We start from the raw sequence: 17,248 nt of genomic DNA, 5'->3' as shown, positions 1-17,248 counted from the left end.
GGGCGCGGCCGGGGGCTCACTCGGCCTCGAAGCTTTCCGGATCCGGGCCGCACCGCGCGCCGGCCTCCAGCGCGGCGATGGCGGCCATCTCGGCCCCGGTCAGCTCGAAATCCATCACGTCGAGATTGCTGGCCAGATGATCCCGCTTGGTCGAACGCGGGATCACCGAATGTCCCAGCTGGACATGCCAGCGCAGGATCACCTGCGCCGGGCTCTTGCCGCTGCGCGCGGCGGCCTCGCGGATGGCGGGAGCGTCGAAGGACTTGCCATTGCCCAGGGGCGTCCAGGCCTGGGATACGACGCCGCGCGCGTCATTGGCGGCGCGCACCCCGGCGTTCTGGAACTGCGGGTTGATCTCGATCTGATTGACCGCCGGGGTAACGCCGGTCTCGTCGATCAGCCGGTCGAGGTGGTCGGGGTTGAAGTTCGACACCCCGATCGAGCGGACCTTGCCGGCCGCACGGGCGTCGATCAGCGCGCGCCATGTCTCGACATATTGATCACGCGCCGGGCAGGGCCAGTGGATCAGTGCGAGGTCGAGGTAATCGAGCCCGATCCGCCCGAGACTGCCGTCGATGGCGGCGCGGGCGCTGTCATAGCCCTGATCGGCGTTCCACACCTTGGAGGTGACAAAAAGCGCGTCGCGCGACACCAGGGCCTGGCGGATGCCTTCGCCCATGCTGGCTTCGTTGCCATAGATGAAGGCGCCGTCGATCAGCCGCACACCCAGTTCGACGGCGGTGCTGACCACGCCGGGAGTGGTGGCATCGTCGATCTGCCAGACGCCGATGCCCAGTTGCGGCAGGTGGCGGTCGTCGTTGAGGGGGAGTTGGCGGATGTCGGTCATAAGGGGTCCTTCTGGGTCAGAAATGTTTCGATCAGCGGCACCGGCGGCTGGTCGGGGGCGACATAGCGCGCGCCCGGTGGCGGGGAAGGGTCGGGAAACTGCGGATGATAGATCACCTGCATGCCGGCGGCACAGCCGGCGGCGGCGCCGGTCGGGCTGTCTTCGACGACAAGACATTGTTGCGGCGCCACACCCAGGCGCCGGGCGGCAAGCAGATAGCCCTCGGGTGCCGGTTTGCCCTGGGACACGTCGGCGCGGGTGACGATGGTGGTCAGCAGCGTGTCGAGGCCGGTGGTTCGCAGGCAGAACGCCACTTCTTCGGCGGTGGAATTGGACACCAGCGCCATCGGCACGCCGCGCGCCGCCAGCCGCTCGGCCAATGCGGCGGCGGGCAGGCGGGTGATGGCGCGGGCGTGATGTTCGAAGTGGCGATGTTTGAGCCGGGTCCAGTCGGCCAGCGAAAGCGGTGTGCCGGTGGCCTCTTGCAGCGCGGCAAAGACCGTGTCGCCGCTGGCGCCCAGAAGGTCGGCGTGCAGGCTCTCGGGCACGGTCAGGCCGGTCTCGCGCAGGGCGCTGTCAAAGGCCGCCTCATGTGCCGGTTCGCTGTCGATCAGGGTGCCGTCCATGTCCCACAGGATGGCGCGTGTCGGGGTGCTCATGGCAGGTTGTCCAGCTCCGGATAGATGTCATTGGCCGTGTGGTACAGCCGATGAAAGACCGGTGCCATGCGATTGTAGGTGTCGGCCCAGCCCGGATCGGGGGCAATCTCATGGGCGTAGCGCACCATGCGGCGGGCGGCGTGGGCGAGATCGGGCGCATCGCCGGTGGCCGTCGCCATCAGCATTGCCGCGCCCACCACGCCGCATTCCAGCTCTTCGGGCACCAGGTAGGGCACGCCGAACATGCTGGCCTTGATCCTGAGCCAGAGCGCGTTTTTCGCGCCGCCGCTGGCGGCCACGATGCGCTCCGGGCGACCGGCATCGCCCTGCAACCCGTCCAGCCGGAGGCGCATGGCGAGCGCCACCCCTTCGAGCACCGCGCGGTGCAATTCGGGCAGGCCATGGCCGGCGGTCAGGCCAAAGAACTGCGCCCGCGAGCCCGGGTGATGGCGCTCGCCCGAGAGATAGGGCAGGAAAAACAGCTTGTCGGCGCCGGGGTTCGCCGCCTCGGCGTCGGCGGCGATCTCGGCATAGCTGCGGGCATTGCCGTGAAAGGCCCGGCGCGCCCAGCGGACGGCATCGCCGCCCGCATCGAGCAACGTCATCGCGCCCCAGGCGCCGCTGGCCGAGAGCACATTGGAAATTTCGGGGTCGATCACCGGTGCGTCATGCATCAGGGTGATGATCGTCGAGGTGCCGGTGACATCCGAGCCCATGCCAGGCGCGATCACGCCAGAGCCGGTGAGCGCCAGGGGATAATCGCCGGCGCCGACCAGCACCGGGATATCGGCCGAGAGCCCCAGTTCGGCGGCAACCTGCGGCAGGAGCGGGCCGAGGATGTCCTGCGGCGCATGCAGATCGGGCAGAAGCGCGCGGTCGACGCCGGTCAGCGCGCACATCTCGTCCGACCATTTCCGGGTGCGGCAGTCCATCAGGAAGGACAGCGAGGCCTCGGTCACATCTTGTGCGCAGCGGCCGGTAAGGCAGAAGTTGATCCAGTCCTTGGGCATCAGCACGCTGCTGGCGCGGGCCAGCGCCTGCGGATCGTTTTCGGCCAGCCACGCCAGTTTGAAGGCCGGCCAGGCGGTGGCGGGCAGATTGGCGGTCAGGCGCAGCACCTCGGCCGGATCCGTCCGGGCGGCAAAACCCGCGACCTGCGGCGCGGTGCGCTTGTCGTTCCATAACGGCACGGTATCGCGGGTCAGCGCGCCGGCGTCGTCGATCAGCACCGTGCCATGCATCTGGCCGCAGGTGCAGATTGCGGCGACGCGGCTGGCGGCAGTGTCGATTTCATCCAGCACCGCGCGCACCACCGCGCGGGTGCCCGCCCACCAATCGGCGGGCCGCTGCTCGGACCAGCCGAATTGCGGCACGATCTGCTCGTGCTCGCGGTGGCTCAGTGCCAGGATGCGCCCGTCGCGGCCCACCAGGGCGGCGCGCAAGCCGCCGGTGCCGACGTCAATCGCAAGATAGAGATCGCGGGTCATCAAAGCCTTGTCTCGGTGTCGATGTCGAAGAAATGCGCCTTGCTCATATCGACCTGCACGGTGCAGTCGCGGCCCGGTTCCGCCGGAAAGCGCGGCGCGACCTGGGCCACGACCTTGTCCCCGCCGATGTGGCCCAGCACAAGTGTATGGGCGCCCAGAGGCTCCAGCGTGTCGCAGCGCAGGGTGAGCGCTTCGGGCTGGTCGCCGCCGTCCATATGTTCGGGCCGAATGCCGAGGGTGACGCGTTCGCGGGCGCCGGTGCGGGCGAAAGCCTCGGACGATAGCGGCAGGCGCTGACCATCGAGCCAGGCGGCGCCGTCGCGGGTGGCGACCTCGAAGAAATTCATCGCCGGCGAGCCGATGAAATTGGCGACAAAGCGGTTGGCCGGTTCCTCGTAAAGCCGGATCGGCGCATCCACCTGTTCGATCACCCCGGCGCGCATCACCACGACGCGGTCGGCCATGGTCATGGCTTCGACCTGATCATGGGTGACATAGACGGCGGTGGTGCCAAGGCGTTTCTGCAACAGCTTGATTTCGGTGCGCATTTCCACGCGCAGTTTGGCGTCGAGGTTGGACAGCGGTTCGTCGAACAGAAAGACCTGCGGATGGCGCACCAGCGCCCGGCCGATGGCGACCCGCTGGCGCTGCCCGCCCGAGAGATTGCGCGGCTTGCGGTCGAGGTAAGGTTCCAGCCCCAGAAGCTGGGCGGCCTCGTCGACCCGGGCGTCGATCTCGGCTTTCGGGGTGCCATGCACCTTCATGGCGTAGCCGATATTCTCGCGCACGCTCATATGCGGGTAAAGCGCGTAGTTCTGAAACACCATGGCGCAGTCGCGTTCGCCGGGGCGGGCGTGGGTCAGGTCTGCGCCGGCAATATGCACCTGGCCGCTGGTTACGGTTTCCAGCCCGGCGAGCATGCGCAGGGTGGTCGTCTTGCCACAGCCCGAGGGGCCGACAAGGACAATGAATTCGCCTTTGTTGATGGTCAGATCGAGCGGCGGCACGACCTGGGCCGCGCCATAGGACTTGGTGATCTGATCAAAGACGATATGCGGCGTTGCGGCGGTGTCGAGCATGGCTCTCTCCTCGGTCATTCGGGCGCTGATGCGGCCCCGCCCGAAGGGGCGGGACCACGGGGGAGGCAAGGGTCAGTCGAGGCCCATCGCGGCGCGATAGGCAGCGAGCTGGTTGTCGCGGCCGAATTCATCGGTCAGCTTGTTCCACTCGGCGGCAATGGCATCCAGTGCCTCCTGCGGCTCGACCTGGCCGGCAATCGCCTTGGACAGTTCGATCTCCAGCACCTCGGTATAAGAGAAAAAGCCCGGCAGCCGCAGGTCAAGTGCCACGTTGTCGGCATCCAGCGAGGCGCGCTGCGCGGTCAGGTAGCTCTTGGCTTCTGCCGGGGTGAAGATCGCCGACCAATTGTCGAGATTCTCGTAGTGGCTCAGCCGGTAGGGATTCACCCCGGTGTTGGCGGTGACGATGGCCTGGCCCGAGACCTCGGGGCTGGTGACCTCGGCGACGTAAGACCAGGCCGCCTCGCTGTTGCGGCTGTCGCCCGGGACGGCCAGCTGCCAGCCGCCAAAGGCCAGGAAGGGCGAGGCGACGGGGCTGTCGAAGCTGTCCCAGCTCTCGGTTTCCGAGTTCCAGATTTCGGTCGCACCGGGCAGGACGGCGGTGCGCACATTGCCCGCAATCGCACCTTCGGTCGCCCCCAGAACGCCGCTGTCGGCCCAGTCGATGTTCATCGCCACGGTGCCGCCGGAATAGAGCGGCCGCACGTCGCCCGAGCCATTGTTGAGCGCGCCCGGCGGATTGAACTCCAGCCCGCGCTTGTAATCCTCCAGCGCCTTGAGCCAGCCCGGGTTGTTGATCTGCGCATCCATCGTTTCGGGATCAAAGAACATCGCGCCGGGGGTGTTGGGGTTGTTGGTGTAGCTGGCGGCGTGGCTGAAGAAATACCAGAACTGCTGGCCGCCGCGGCGGTAGGCCTCGGCCGTGCCGAAATCCACCGCGTCCGAGGCGGTGAAGAATTCGGCGATGTCGTAATATTGATCCCAGGTCACCGGCGCGGCGAGGTCATAGCCGTATTGTTCCTTGAACGTCGCCTTGTTTGCTTCGTCTTCGAACAGGTCGGCACGATAGTTCAGCATGTGCATGTCGCCGTCCATAGTCGCCGATTTCACCTCGCCACCCCAAGACATCAGCCGTTCGCGGTAGACCGGGTGAATGTCTTCCCAGGCCGGGCCCTGCTGCATCTCGGCCGGCATGGTCGACAGGAAGGGCGCGAAATCCGGCGCCCAGGCGGGGATAAAGCCGATGACGTCGAAATCGCCAGTCTGCTGGCTCATCGCGGTGAGGAACTTGGGATAAAGCTCGGAGAAGGGAAATTCGACGATCTCGACGGTGCCACAGGTCTTTTCCTGCCAGCTGTCGGCGGCGGTTTTCAGCGCCGAGGCGATGAAGGGGCCATTCTGGGTCGAGACGGTCAGCGTCACGCCGGAATAATCGGGGGCGCAGGCCGCGCTGGCCAGCCCGGCAATCGGCACAAGCGCGGTGGCGAGCATCAGGTTTTTCATGTGGATTTTCCTCCCTGGAAACGCCGTCACTTGATAGAGCCGGCAAGAAACCCCGAACGCATCATGCGCCCGAGAAAGATGGCGACCGCGATCATCGGGATGATCGAAATCAGCGCGGCCACGGAAATTGCCCACCACTCATCGCCGCGCGACGAATTCTGTCCGGCCATGAGGATGGGAAGGGTCTGCCACTTGGATGAGGTCAGCAGCAGGGCAAAGAGAAACTCGTTCCAGATGAAGGCCAGAACGATCATCGATGTGGCCACCAGCCCGGGCTTGGACATCGGCAGCACGATCTGGAAAAAGATCCGCATGCGCCCGATGTTGTCGACCATCGCGGCCTCTTCGACCTCGACCGGGACATTGGCAAAGAAGTCGCGCATCAGCCACACTGCGAAGGGCAGGCCAAAGGCGGTATAGGCGGCGACCAGCCCCGGGAAACTGTCGAGCAGCCGCACCCCGGCCTTGTTCATCTCGGCATAAAGCAGGAACAGCGCAAAGGCCGAGACGATGGGCGGGAACATCCGCTGCGAGACAAACCAGAAGGTCACATCGTCATTGCCCAGCACCGGCCCGGGCAGGTTACGGCCATTGAGCCAGATCGCCACCGGCAGGGCGATGAGCATGACAAGACCCAGCGATTGCGGCACCGAGAGGCCTGCGCCCTGGTTGAGCAGGGCAAAACCGCCGATCGAGAGCACGCCAAAGACCAGCCCGGCCAGCAGGCGGATGCGGAACTCGAACCGGACCAGCGCATAGGCCGCCATCGCCCCGAGGAATACCGCCAGCGCGGTCGAGACCAGCGACACCGCGAGCGAGCTGAAGATCGGCCCGGCAAAATCGCCCCGCACCCCGGAAAAGGCATCGCGAAAGGCCTGCCATGTGGGCTGAAAATCGACAAAGGGGATATAGGTGGCGCCGCCGCTCACCGCCGAGGGTGGCTTGAAGGCGGTGACCAGCACCCACCAGAGCGGAAACAGGCAGAAGGCCAGCCAGATCAGCGCGAGGCCGAGGCCAAGGCGGCGAAAGGTTGTACGGTCCATCACTGGTATCTCCGGATCATGCGTTGCGCCGCGGCGAGGTAGAGCGTGCCGAACAGGATCACCACGATCAGGAACAGGAAGCTGAGCGCCGAGGTCATGCCGATGTTGAATTTCTTGAAACCCTCGTTGTAGGCGAAGAGGGTCAGCGTTTCGGTCGAGGTGCCGGGCCCGCCCCCGGTCAGCACGAACACGGTATCGATGATCTTGAAGCCTTCGATCAGGCGGATGAACACCACCGCCACCGAGAGCGGCAGAAGCATCGGGAAGGTCAGGTCGCGAAACCGGCGCCAGGCCGAGACGTTGTCGACGCGGGCGGCCTCGAACACTTCGGACGGCAGGCCCTGAAGCCCGGCCAGCATCAAGAGCACCACGAAGGGCGTCCATTGCCAGATCTCGACGGTAATCAGCGTGGCGATGGCGAAGCTGGGCGATGTCAGGAACGGCAGGTTTTCCAACCCGAAGAGGGTAAAGAACTCGTTCACCGGGCCGAGCACCGGGTGAAACAGCATCCTCGCAATCAGCGCTACGCTGACCGGGGCCAGGAACATCGGCAGCAGGAAGCTGACGCGGTAGAGGCTCGCGCCCGGCACATTGTGATGCAGGGTCAGCGCCAGCGCGAAGCCCAGCACATATTGCAGCGCGACCGAGACAAAGACGATCACCGCCGTCACCTGGATCGAGCCCCAGAAGCGGGCCGAAGCCAGGATCTCGGCGTAATTGTCAAAACCCACGAATTTCGGCGGCACCGGCGGCACGATCCGGATCGTCTGGAACGAGACGACAAGGGCGTAGATCAGCGGAAAAAGCGTGATCGTCAGCACCAGCAGGAAGGCCGGAAAGATGAAGGCGTACTTCACCCTGTCAGGCTGTGGGGTTTGGCTCATGTCAGGTGTCCTCCGTTGCCGGGCAACTTGCCGCAGTCCGGGGTCGAAATCAACATCAAAAAGTAGCATAACTACAGAAAGTGCAGGGGAAAGGTGAAAATCTCCAGCATCTGTAGTGCGGCTCGCATCGGGTGCCGAGGTGACACATTCTCGCCTAAATCGCTAATATAGAAGGTGAAATTCGATATCCTCATAGTCACAACGGTTTTGCGCACAGCGAGGTCCGTGCATCATTTGGTAGTTTGGCTACAGAAATGCATTGCGGCCTGATCGCCAGTTCTGTAGGTTCACTACCAAATTGGAACGGGAGCCTACCATGCACCAGCCACCGACAGCGCATCGAATCGACCCGGCGACAGGCGCGATGAGCCATGCCACCGGGCGGTACGAGAAACGCCTGCGCGATCTTGCCGGGCTCTATGCCGATGCGCCGGCGTTCGACCGTGCGGCGCAAGAGGCGGGCGGGCGCATCGTCTATGCCGTCAACGAGGTCCGCCCGGCAACGACCCGGGGCGATCTGATCTTTGGCACCACCTTCATGGAGCCGGGGCAGATCGGCGGCGAATACTACATGACCCGCGGCCATATCCACGCCCGCGGCAACCGGCCCGAGACCTATTACGGCGAAAGCGGGCAGGGGGTGATGCTGCTGGAAACCCCCGAAGGCGCGACCGAGATCGTCGAGATCGGGCCCAAGACCCTGGTCTATGTGCCGCCGCTGTGGATTCACCGTTCGGTCAACACCGGCCCCGAGCCGCTGGTGATGAGCTTCTGCTACCCCGGCGACAGCGGCCAGGACTACGAGATCATCGCCCGCGCCGGCGGCATGGCCAAACGTATCGTCGCCGACGGCGACGGCTGGGCCGCGATCGACAATCCCACCTACTGCCCCCGCGCCGCCGAAGAGATCGCGCGCGTTTATGCCACCACCGACTGACGGACAGACCTCATGAGCATTTATGACACGCTTTCCACCTACGGCGTCGTGCCGGTCATCGCGATTGACGACGCAGCGGCGGCCCTGCCGCTGGCCGATGCGCTGATCGCCGGCGGCCTGCCTGTGGCGGAAATCACTTTTCGCACCGAGGCCGCGCGAGATGTCATCGCGAAAATCGCCGCCGAGCGCCCTGAGATGATCGTCGGCGCCGGCACCGTGTTGACCGAGGCCCAGGCCGACGAAGCGCTGGCGGCCGGCGCGCGCTTTGCCCTGTCGCCGGGGATCGGTGCCGCCGTCCTGGCCCATGCCGCCAGGATCGGCCTGCCGTTCGCGCCGGGCATCATGGGCCCTTCGGAGCTTCAGATCGCCCTGCGGCATGGCTGCGAGATGGTGAAGTTTTTCCCGGCGATGCCGGCGGGGGGGCCGTCGATGCTGAAAAACATCGCTGCGCCTTACGCCCACACCGGCATCGGCTTCAATCCGACCGGTGGCGTCACGCCCGAGAACCTGCCTGACTGGCTGGCACTGCCGCAGGTCCGTGCGGTCGGTGGCACCTGGATTGCCCGGCGCGATGACATCGCGGCCGGCAATTGGGACGTCATCACCGAAAACGCCCGCGCCGCCGTGGCGCGTGTGCGCGACATTCGGGGGGCGTGATGCAGCTGACCCCCGCCACCCGCCCGACGTTCTATTTCATCGGTGTCACCACCGGCAGTTCCTCGATCATGCGGGTGTTCCCGAAATGGGCCGAGTACCTCGGTCTCGGCGATGTCGAGATCAAGGGCATAGACATGGTGCCGCATGACACGTCTGAAAATTACCGCGCCGTCATCCAGTTTCTCAAGGCTGACCCGCAGTCGCTCGGCGCGCTGGTCACCACCCACAAGCTCGATCTGTTCGCCGCCTGCCGCGACATGTTCGACATTATCGATCCCCATGCCGCGCTGATGTCCGAGACCTCCTGCCTGTCGAAACGTGACGGCAAGCTGATCTGCCGCGCCAAGGATCCGATCTCTTCCGGGCTGGCGCTGGATGGCTTTCTGCCCGCCGATCACTTTGCCAGGACCGGGGCCGAGGTGCTGTCGATGGGCGCCGGCGGCTCGACCATCGCGCTGACCTGGCATCTGATGCAGGCCGCGCGCGGTGCCAACCGGCCGCGCCGCATCGTGGTGACCAATCGCAGCGCGCCCCGGCTTGATCACATCCGCGAAATCCATGCGCAGATCGGCAGCGACATTCCCTGTGAATATGTCGTCGCCGAGACGCCCGAGGACAATGACCGCGCCATGGCGGGTCTGACACCCGGATCGCTGGTGATCAACGCCACCGGTCTGGGCAAGGATGCGCCGGGCTCGCCCCTGACCTTTGGCGGCCCGTTCCCCCGGGATGGCGTGGTCTGGGAACTGAACTATCGCGGTGATCTGGTGTTTCTCGATCAGGCCCGGGCGCAACAGGCCGAAAAGGCGGTGCAGATTGAGGATGGCTGGACCTATTTCATCCACGGCTGGACCCAGGTGATCGCCGAGGTCTTCGACATCGAGATCGCCACCTCCGGCCCGCAATTCGATGCGATCTCGCGCATCGCCGCCGAGGCCACGGGGCGGACGTCATGAGCCGTATCCTGATAACGCCCCGCTCGTTGTCCTCCGGCGGTCACCCGGCGCTGGCCGCGCTGGAAGAGGCCGGATTCGAACTGGTCATGCCGGCGCCCGGCGAAACCCCGTCCGAGGCGGCGCTGCTGGCCGCGGTGCCGGGCTGTGTCGGCTGGCTGGCCGGGGTCGAGCCGGTGTCGGAGGCGGTGATCGAGGCCGCGACCGATCTGCGCGTCATCAGCCGAAACGGATCGGGCATCGACAACCTGCCGCTGGCGGCGCTCGAGCGGCGCGGCATCGCGTTGCGCCGGGCCGAAGGCACCAATGCGCGCGGCGTCGCGGAACTGGCGCTGACGCTGGCGCTTTCGGGGCTGCGCGACATCGTGCCGACCCATGCCGGGCTGCAAGAGGGCCGGTGGCCGCGCCGCACCGGGTCCGAGATCCAGGGCGCGGCGGTGGGGGTCGTCGGCCTCGGCGCGATCGGCGCGAGTTTTGCCGAATTCTGTCTGACGCTCGGAGCCGAGGTGCACGGATTCGATCCCTTCGCGCCGCAGGACAGGCTGGCACATCCGGCGTTTCTGCGCGGCGATCTGGCCCGGACCCTGGCCGGCGCCGGCGTCGTCAGCCTGCATGCGCCGATGCCTACGGATGGCCGGCCGGTACTCGGCGGTGCGGAACTGGCGCTGCTGGCGCCGGGGGCCGTGGTGGTCAATACCGCGCGGGCCGGGCTGGTCGATGACGCGGCGATGATCGCGGCGCTCGACAGCGGCCGGGTCGGCACCTACGCCACCGATGTGTTCCACCAGGAACCGCCGCAGATGACGGGCCTGTTGCGTCATCCGCGTGTGATCACCACGTCGCATATCGGCGGTTTCACGCGGCAATCGGTGGAGCGGTCGACGCGCTGCGCCGTCGATCATCTGTTGCAGGTGCTTTCCCGCCATGCGGCTTGAATCGGCGCCCGGCTTTCCTGCGACCGGCACGCCCGGGCTGTTCTGGCTCGGGCAGGCCGGGTTCTGGATCGACACCGGCGCGCACCGGCTGTTGATTGATCCCTATCTGTCGGACAGCCTGGCGCGGAAATATGCCGGCACGGCCTATCCGCATCTTCGCATGATGGCCGCGCCGGTATCGGTGGCCGCGTTGCCCCGGCCCGATCTGGTGCTGGTGACCCATGCCCATACCGATCACATGGATCCCGAGACTCTGGGGCCGCTGCGCGAGAGGTTTCCCGATCTGCCGTTCGTGGTGCCGGCCGCCGTCGAAGAGATCGCGCGCGACCGGATCGGGCCGGGGGCAAAGCTGCGCCCGGTGCAGGCCGACGACCGGCTGGTGCCGCTGCCGGGGCTGACGCTCGAGGTGTTCCCGGCGGCGCATGAGGTGCGCGCGCGCGACGACATGGGCCGCGACAGGTTTCTCGGCTACGGCATCGCGGTGCCCGGGGTGCGGCTCTATCACTCCGGCGACAGCGTTCCCTTTGCCGATCTCGATGCCCGGGTTCAGCGCTTTGCCCCGGATATCGCGCTCTTGCCGGTGAATGGCCGGGATGCGGTGCGGCGTGCGGCAAGGATCCCGGGCAATTTCACGCTGGAGGAGGCCCGGCATCTGGCCCGCGAATGCGCCTTTCTCGTACCGCATCACTTCGGTATGTTCGCCTTCAACACATTGGACCCGGGCGCCATCGATGCCGCCGCCGCGCGGTCGACCACCCCGAGGATCATCCGCCCCACCGCAGGCCACCACTTGCGGATCGGGCATTGAAGGACGCTTTTGATGGATCACGCAGCCAACGGTCTGGATGACAATCTGCTGGAGACCGTGCTGCGGCAGAAGGATGAACTGCGCAAATCCGACCGGCGCGTCGCCGAAGTGGTGCTGGCGGCGCCGGGCGAGGTGGTCTCCATGACGCTGGCGCAGCTGGCCAAAGCGGCGGGGGTGAGCGAGCCGACGGTGATCCGGTTTTGTGCCGCCATCGGCTGCGAGGGATTTCGCGATCTGCGGGTCAAGCTGGCGCGCTCGATGGCCTTTGCCCGCACCACATCGCATACCGCGATCACCTCGGAGGATGATCTGGGCGCGGTGATGACCAAGATTTTCGACTACAACCTGTCGAACCTGAACTGGGCGCAGAGCAAGCTGGACCAGGAGGCGGTGCGCGCCGCCGTCGATCTTCTGGCGGGGGCGCGGCGGATCGAGTTCTTCGGGTTTGGCGCCTCGGGCATCGTGGCGCGGGACGCGCAGCAGAAGTTTCCGCTCTTCGGCACGCCCTGCGGCGCGCCGGCGGATGCACATCAGATGTACATGACCGCCGAGATGCTGGGCGACGGCGATGTGGCGGTGGGGGTGTCGAACACCGGCCACACCCGCGAGATCGTCACCGCACTTCAGGTCGCGCAGGAAAACGGCGCCGGCACCATCGGTATCACCGGTCAGCCCAGCCCGATGCTTGATCATTGCGACGTGGCGCTTGTGGTCGAGACGCTGGAAAACACCGATCTGTTCACCCCCACGGTGTCGCGGCTGTCGCATCTGGTGGTGATCGACATCCTGTCGACCGCCGTCAGCCTGCGCCGCGACGAGGCGCATCATCAGCGCATCACCCAAATGAAGGCACGTCTGGCACAGCGGCGCGGATCGCCTTAGCCGATGGCCCGGCCTGGCGCTCGCGCGTCAGGCGTTGTGGCGAAGGTAATCGGCGTAGGTGGCCGAGATGCGCTCGGCGGCGGCGCGGGTCGGGGCCAGGAATTTTCCGACGAAAGCCTTGCCGGACATGCGACTGGCGAATTGCGACACCACCAGCGCCAGGCGGATCGCGCCCTGATGATCGCGTACCGGCAGGCCGAGGGAGACAAGACCGTCCTCCAGCTCGCCATCGGTGGTGGCATAGCCGCGCGCGCGGGTGCGGGCGGCGTCTTCCAGCATCGCCTCGGGTTCGGTGATGGTTCTGCTCGCCAGCGGCTGCGGCGCATGGCGGGCGCACCAGGCGCGCAGATCGTCGTCGGTCTTGGTCGCCAGCAAGAGCTTGCCCCCGGCCGAGGCATGGGCCGGCAGCCGGTCCCCGAGCGCCAATTGCGAGGCATAGACCCGGCGCGAGGGGTCGCGGCAGAGAAACATCACCTCCGGCCCGCTGAGCGAGACGATGGAACAGGGGCAATCGATCTCGGCGGCAAGCTGGCGGACCTGTTCGGCCAGCATCGACAGGATCGAATTTCCCGACAGGAAGGCGCGCGAGATGCCCAGGCTCTTGGCCGTCAGCGCGTAATCGCCGGTGCCGGTCTTTTCCAGATAGCCCATTGCCTGAAGCGTCAGGATCAGCCGCCGGGCGGTGGCCCGGCTCGTGCCAAGGTGGGTGGCGGCGCTCTGGAAGCTGACGCGCTGCACCTCGGGGCAGAACATCTCGAGGATCGCCATGCCCTTGGCCAGGGTCAGCGAGTAATCCTTGGGGGCGTCGCGCATGGCGTCTTCGGGAAAGGCGGCGGGCCGGGGCTTTGTCATCGCGCTCAGAAGATCTTGGGTTCCGGCACCGGCGCGCCGGCGGCGGTTTGCAGGAAATCGAAATCGCAGCCCTCGTGCGCCTGGCTGACATGGGCCATGTACATCTTGCCGAAGCCGCGCTGATAGGGGTCTTCCGGCGCGGTCCAGGCGGCGCGGCGCTGCGCCAGCTCTTCGTCGGAGACCTCCATGTGGATGCGCCGGCCGGGGATGTCGACGGTCACCATGTCGCCGGTTTTGAGCAGCGCCAGCGGCCCGCCGACATGCGCCTCGGGTGAGACATGCAGCACGCAGGCGCCGTAGCTGGTGCCGCTCATCCGCGCATCCGACAGCCGCAGCATGTCGCGCACCCCGGCCTTGACCAGCTTGCCGGGGATCGGCAGCATGCCCCATTCCGGCATCCCGGGGCCGCCGACCGGGCCGGCGTTGCGCAGCACCAGAACGCTGTCCTCGGTCACGTCGAGATCGTCACGGTCGATCTGTGCCTTGAGCTCGGCGTAATCGTCGAAGACCAGCGCCGGGCCGGTGTGGTTCTGATATTTCTCGCTACAGGCCGAGGGTTTGATGACACAGCCCTGCGGCGCCAGATTGCCCTTGAGCACCGCCAGCGCGCCCTCGGCATAGATCGGATTGTCGATCGGGCGGATCACATCGTCGTTGAATACCCGGGCCGTGGCGATATCCTCGCCCAGCGGCCGGCCGGTGACCGAAATCATCGCCAGGTCGAGGTGATCCGTCAGCCGGGTCATCAGCGCCGGCAAGCCTCCGGCGTAGAAGAAGTCTTCCATCAGATATTCCTTGCCGCTCGGCCGGACGTTGGCGATCACCGGCACCACGCGGCTCAGCCGGTCGAAATCCTCCAGTGTCGCCTCGACCCCGGCGCGGCGGCCGATGGCGATCAGATGGATGATCGCATTGGTCGAACAGCCCATCGCCATGGCCACGGTGATGGCGTTTTCGACCGAGCCTTCGCGCAGGATGTCCGAGGGTTTCAGATCCTCCCAGACCATCTCGCAGATGCGCCGGCCGACCATCTTGCTCATGGCGATGTGGTTGCTGTCGGCGGCGGGGATCGACGAGGCGCCCGGCAGGGTCATACCCAGCGCATCGGCAATCGCTGTCATCGTCGAGGCGGTGCCCATGGTCATGCAATGGCCATAGCTGCGGGCAATGCCGCGTTCGACGCCCTGCCAATCCTCCTCGGTGATCTGCCCAGCGCGCAGTTCGTCCCAGTATTTCCAGCTGTCCGAGCCCGAGCCCAGCGTCTTGCCCTGCCAGTTGCCGCGCAGCATCGGCCCGGCGGGCAGGTAGATCGCCGGCACATCCATGCTGATCGCGCCCATCAGCAGGCCCGGCGTGGTCTTGTCGCAGCCGCCCATCAGCACCACGCCATCGATCGGATGCGAGCGGATCAGCTCTTCGGTCTCCATCGCCAGAAGGTTGCGATAGAGCATGGCCGAAGGTTTGACGAATTGCTCGGCCAGCGAGATCGCGGGCAGCTCCAGCGGAAAGCCCCCGGCCTGGAGAATGCCGGTCTTGACCGACTCGGCGCGCTGGCGGAAATGCGCATGGCAGGGGTTGATGTCGGACCAGGTGTTGATGATCGCGATGATCGGCCGGCCTTCCCAATCCTCCGGGTCATAGCCCATCTGGCGCATCCGCGAGCGGTGGCCGAAGGTGCGCAGGCCGGGGTCGCCGAACCAGCGGTGCGAGCGGAGATCTTCGGGGGTCTTGGTCATGGGGCGTCCATTCTTCAGGAGAGCGAGCCGGACAGGGCGAACATCGCGAAGATGATCGCGCCGGCCAGCAGATAGCCGGCAATGTCCGAGGCGAGGCTGGCGCGGCGGCTCAGCCGGGTTTCGGGGCGGGGGTGATCGTCAGGGCTCATTTTGCCAGAACCTCCGGGAGAAACAGCGCGATTTGCGGAAAGAAGAGCACCAGAAGCAATCCGGCGATCTGCATCAGCACGAAGGGCCAGACCGAGGCAAAGATTTCTTGCAGGGTGACTTCGCGCGGCGCCACGCTTTTCAGGAAGAAACAGGCCGGGCCGAAGGGCGGCGAGAGATAGTAGCTCTGGATGTTCATCGCAAAGAGCACCCCGAACCAGATCGGATCATAGCCGAAGCCCACCACCACCGGCGCAAAGATCGGCACGGTGATAAAGACGATGGCAATCCATTCCATGAAGGTCCCGAGCACAAAGACGATGGCCATCATCAACAGGACCACAAGCAGCGGGTGCCAGTCCAGCCCTTCGAGCACGCCTTGCAGGAAACGGCTGCCGCCGATGATGTTGTAGATGCCCACCAGCGAGACCGCGCCGAGCACTAGCCAGACCACCGAACCCACGGTCAGCACCGTCTGGCGAAAGGTGTCGCGGATCATGCCATAGCTCAGCCGTCTGCGCAGCAACGCCACCAGGAGCGCGGCGCAGGCGCCGATGGCGGCCGCCTCCGTCACCGAGGCGATGCCGGAATAGATCGTGCCCATCACGCTGGTGATGACAAAAAGCGGCGCGATCAGCGCCTTGATGGCGGCCCTTTTGCGCGGGCCGCTGGGGCCCTCTTTTTCGGGCAGGGCCGGGGCCAGCGCCGGGTTCATCCGGGCACGGCTGTAGATATAGAGCATGTAGATCGAGGCCAGCAGCAGGCCGGGGCCGGTGCCGCCGAGGAAGAGGTCGGAGATCGAGACATTGGCGGTGACGCCATAGACGATCATCACGATCGACGGCGGGATCAGCGTCGCCAGCGCGCCCGAGGCGCAGATGATGCCGATCGACAGCTTGCGGTCATAGCCCAGGCGGAACATCTGCGGCAGGGCTATCATGCCCAGCATGACGATCTCGCCGCCCATGATGCCGCTCATCGCGGCGAGAAAGACGGCAACCACACAGGTCTGAATACCCAGCGATCCGGGGAACGAACCGCCAAGCTCGGCCATGGCGTCGAACAGGCTCTCGGCGATGCCGGAGCGTTCGAGAATGCCCGCCATGAAGACAAAGAGCGGCACCGCGACCAGCGAATAATTCTCGAGCACATGGTAGACGTTGCTCGACACCAGAAACAGGCCCGGCAGACCGAAATAGATCAGCGAGGTGGCGACGGAGACCAGCAGGGTGGCCACGCCCAGCGGCGTTCCCAGCACCATCAGCGCCAAAAGGGCGATGACGATCAGGGCGGTGACAAGGGCGATGCTCATAGCGCGATATCCTCCGGCTCGGGCGCGGGCGGCGTCTGGCCGGTCAGCACCAGCACGAGATTGGCAAGGGACTGGACCACGCCCAGCAGGGCCGAGGCGCAGAGGATCGGTTTCAGGATTGCCGGCATCGGCGGGTTGAAGGCGCTGCCGGTCCGCTCGATCCGGGTAAAGGCGTCGAGCGCCGGCTCGAAGGTGGCGTAGGCAAGGGCGGCAAAGGCCAGGGCCGTCAGCACCAGCGTCACCACATCCAGCACCCGCCGGAGCGCGGGCCCGGCGAGATCGTGCAGGAAGGTGATGGCGATATGGCGGTTTTGCTGGCCGACATATCCCACCGACAGCGCCCAGGCCACGGCGCAGAGGGTCAGCGTGACCTCGAAGGCCCAGTCCGAGGGGGCATTGAAGAAATAGCGCATGATGACTTCGCGCACGGCGACGAGCAGCGAAACGAAGTAGAGCGGGGCGCAGGCATAGCCGATGGCAATGCTGAGCCGCGAGATGAGCAGGCTGGCCGCTTGCATCCGATGTCC

18 protein-coding genes are annotated in these 17,248 nt (G+C 66.0%); 6 read left to right on the top strand and 12 right to left on the bottom strand.

Annotated features, from left to right (window positions below):
• Positions 1-16: 16 nt before the first annotated feature.
• The 7 genes from AC0J5K_RS22175 to AC0J5K_RS22145 form a co-directional block, all read right to left on the bottom strand.
• Complete coding sequence (locus tag AC0J5K_RS22175) at positions 17-847, bottom strand: aldo/keto reductase (RefSeq protein WP_283646524.1); 831 nt, start codon at positions 845-847, stop codon at positions 17-19.
• Entirely contained in the window at positions 844-1,506 is a 663-nt protein-coding gene (locus tag AC0J5K_RS22170; RefSeq protein WP_074837870.1) for an HAD family hydrolase, read from the bottom strand. Before AC0J5K_RS22170 ends, AC0J5K_RS22175 begins: the two co-directional genes overlap by 4 nt.
• Positions 1,503-2,993, bottom strand: a complete 1,491-nt coding sequence (locus AC0J5K_RS22165; RefSeq protein ID WP_283643842.1) for a xylulokinase — start codon at positions 2,991-2,993, stop codon at positions 1,503-1,505. The genes AC0J5K_RS22170 and AC0J5K_RS22165 overlap by 4 nt, the downstream gene beginning before the upstream one ends.
• Positions 2,993-4,072 (bottom strand): ABC transporter ATP-binding protein, encoded by a 1,080-nt coding sequence (locus AC0J5K_RS22160; protein ID WP_283638769.1) that lies wholly within the window; start codon positions 4,070-4,072, stop codon positions 2,993-2,995. The genes AC0J5K_RS22165 and AC0J5K_RS22160 overlap by 1 nt, the downstream gene beginning before the upstream one ends.
• 72 nt (positions 4,073-4,144) lie before the next feature.
• Positions 4,145-5,575 carry an extracellular solute-binding protein gene (locus AC0J5K_RS22155; RefSeq protein WP_274590863.1) on the bottom strand — a complete coding sequence of 477 codons (1,431 nt, stop codon included), beginning with the start codon at positions 5,573-5,575 and terminating at the stop codon, positions 4,145-4,147.
• 26 nt (positions 5,576-5,601) lie between these two features.
• Positions 5,602-6,618: a carbohydrate ABC transporter permease gene (locus AC0J5K_RS22150; protein ID WP_283643840.1), complete on the bottom strand. Its 1,017-nt coding sequence runs from the start codon at positions 6,616-6,618 to the stop codon at positions 5,602-5,604.
• On the bottom strand, positions 6,618-7,502 hold the full coding sequence (locus AC0J5K_RS22145) for a carbohydrate ABC transporter permease (RefSeq protein WP_274590862.1): 885 nt from the start codon (positions 7,500-7,502) through the stop codon (positions 6,618-6,620). Before AC0J5K_RS22145 ends, AC0J5K_RS22150 begins: the two co-directional genes overlap by 1 nt.
• Positions 7,503-7,818: 316 nt before the next feature.
• On the opposite strand from AC0J5K_RS22145, the gene AC0J5K_RS22140 reads away from it, so the two are divergent.
• Genes AC0J5K_RS22140 through AC0J5K_RS22115 form a run of 6 tightly spaced genes read left to right on the top strand, consistent with a single transcriptional unit; the run spans position 7,819 to position 12,674 of the window.
• Positions 7,819-8,439: a glucose-6-phosphate isomerase family protein gene (locus AC0J5K_RS22140; protein WP_283643839.1), complete on the top strand. Its 621-nt coding sequence runs from the start codon at positions 7,819-7,821 to the stop codon at positions 8,437-8,439.
• Between the two features lie 12 nt (positions 8,440-8,451).
• Positions 8,452-9,096: a bifunctional 4-hydroxy-2-oxoglutarate aldolase/2-dehydro-3-deoxy-phosphogluconate aldolase gene (locus tag AC0J5K_RS22135; protein ID WP_420398454.1), complete on the top strand. Its 645-nt coding sequence runs from the start codon at positions 8,452-8,454 to the stop codon at positions 9,094-9,096.
• Positions 9,096-10,052 (top strand): shikimate dehydrogenase family protein, encoded by a 957-nt coding sequence (locus AC0J5K_RS22130; RefSeq protein WP_420398453.1) that lies wholly within the window; start codon positions 9,096-9,098, stop codon positions 10,050-10,052. Before AC0J5K_RS22135 ends, AC0J5K_RS22130 begins: the two co-directional genes overlap by 1 nt.
• Positions 10,049-10,984 (top strand): NAD(P)-dependent oxidoreductase, encoded by a 936-nt coding sequence (locus tag AC0J5K_RS22125; RefSeq protein ID WP_420398452.1) that lies wholly within the window; start codon positions 10,049-10,051, stop codon positions 10,982-10,984. Before AC0J5K_RS22130 ends, AC0J5K_RS22125 begins: the two co-directional genes overlap by 4 nt.
• A complete protein-coding gene (locus AC0J5K_RS22120) occupies positions 10,974-11,792 on the top strand; it encodes an MBL fold metallo-hydrolase (protein WP_074837849.1) in 819 nt (272 codons plus the stop codon). The genes AC0J5K_RS22125 and AC0J5K_RS22120 overlap by 11 nt, the downstream gene beginning before the upstream one ends.
• A 12-nt stretch (positions 11,793-11,804) precedes the next feature.
• Positions 11,805-12,674, top strand: coding sequence for a MurR/RpiR family transcriptional regulator (locus AC0J5K_RS22115; protein ID WP_074837847.1), 870 nt, complete (start codon positions 11,805-11,807; stop codon positions 12,672-12,674).
• A gap of 27 nt (positions 12,675-12,701) precedes the next feature.
• Here the strand turns inward: AC0J5K_RS22115 and AC0J5K_RS22110 are convergent, their stop codons facing one another.
• The 5 genes from AC0J5K_RS22110 to AC0J5K_RS22090 are packed head-to-tail and all read right to left on the bottom strand — an operon-like array spanning position 12,702 to position 17,239.
• Positions 12,702-13,526, bottom strand: coding sequence for an IclR family transcriptional regulator domain-containing protein (locus AC0J5K_RS22110; RefSeq protein WP_420398451.1), 825 nt, complete (start codon positions 13,524-13,526; stop codon positions 12,702-12,704).
• Positions 13,527-13,531: 5 nt separating this feature from the next.
• The gene (gene araD, locus AC0J5K_RS22105; RefSeq protein WP_283643833.1) at positions 13,532-15,262 is read right to left on the bottom strand and encodes an L-arabinonate dehydratase; all 1,731 of its coding nucleotides are present in this window, start codon (positions 15,260-15,262) and stop codon (positions 13,532-13,534) included.
• A 14-nt stretch (positions 15,263-15,276) separates the two neighbouring features.
• Positions 15,277-15,411, bottom strand: coding sequence for a hypothetical protein (locus AC0J5K_RS22100; protein ID WP_274590859.1), 135 nt, complete (start codon positions 15,409-15,411; stop codon positions 15,277-15,279).
• The gene (locus tag AC0J5K_RS22095; protein WP_420398450.1) at positions 15,408-16,721 is read right to left on the bottom strand and encodes a TRAP transporter large permease; all 1,314 of its coding nucleotides are present in this window, start codon (positions 16,719-16,721) and stop codon (positions 15,408-15,410) included. Before AC0J5K_RS22095 ends, AC0J5K_RS22100 begins: the two co-directional genes overlap by 4 nt.
• A complete protein-coding gene (locus tag AC0J5K_RS22090; protein ID WP_048535851.1) occupies positions 16,718-17,239 on the bottom strand; it encodes a TRAP transporter small permease subunit in 522 nt (173 codons plus the stop codon). The genes AC0J5K_RS22095 and AC0J5K_RS22090 overlap by 4 nt, the downstream gene beginning before the upstream one ends.
• Between the last annotated feature and the right edge of the window lie 9 nt (positions 17,240-17,248).

It is taken from the genome of Marinovum sp. E3 (assembly GCF_055755275.1).
The sequence above is the reverse complement of the archived record's forward strand: the minus strand, read 5'-3'. Positions and strand labels throughout refer to the sequence as shown.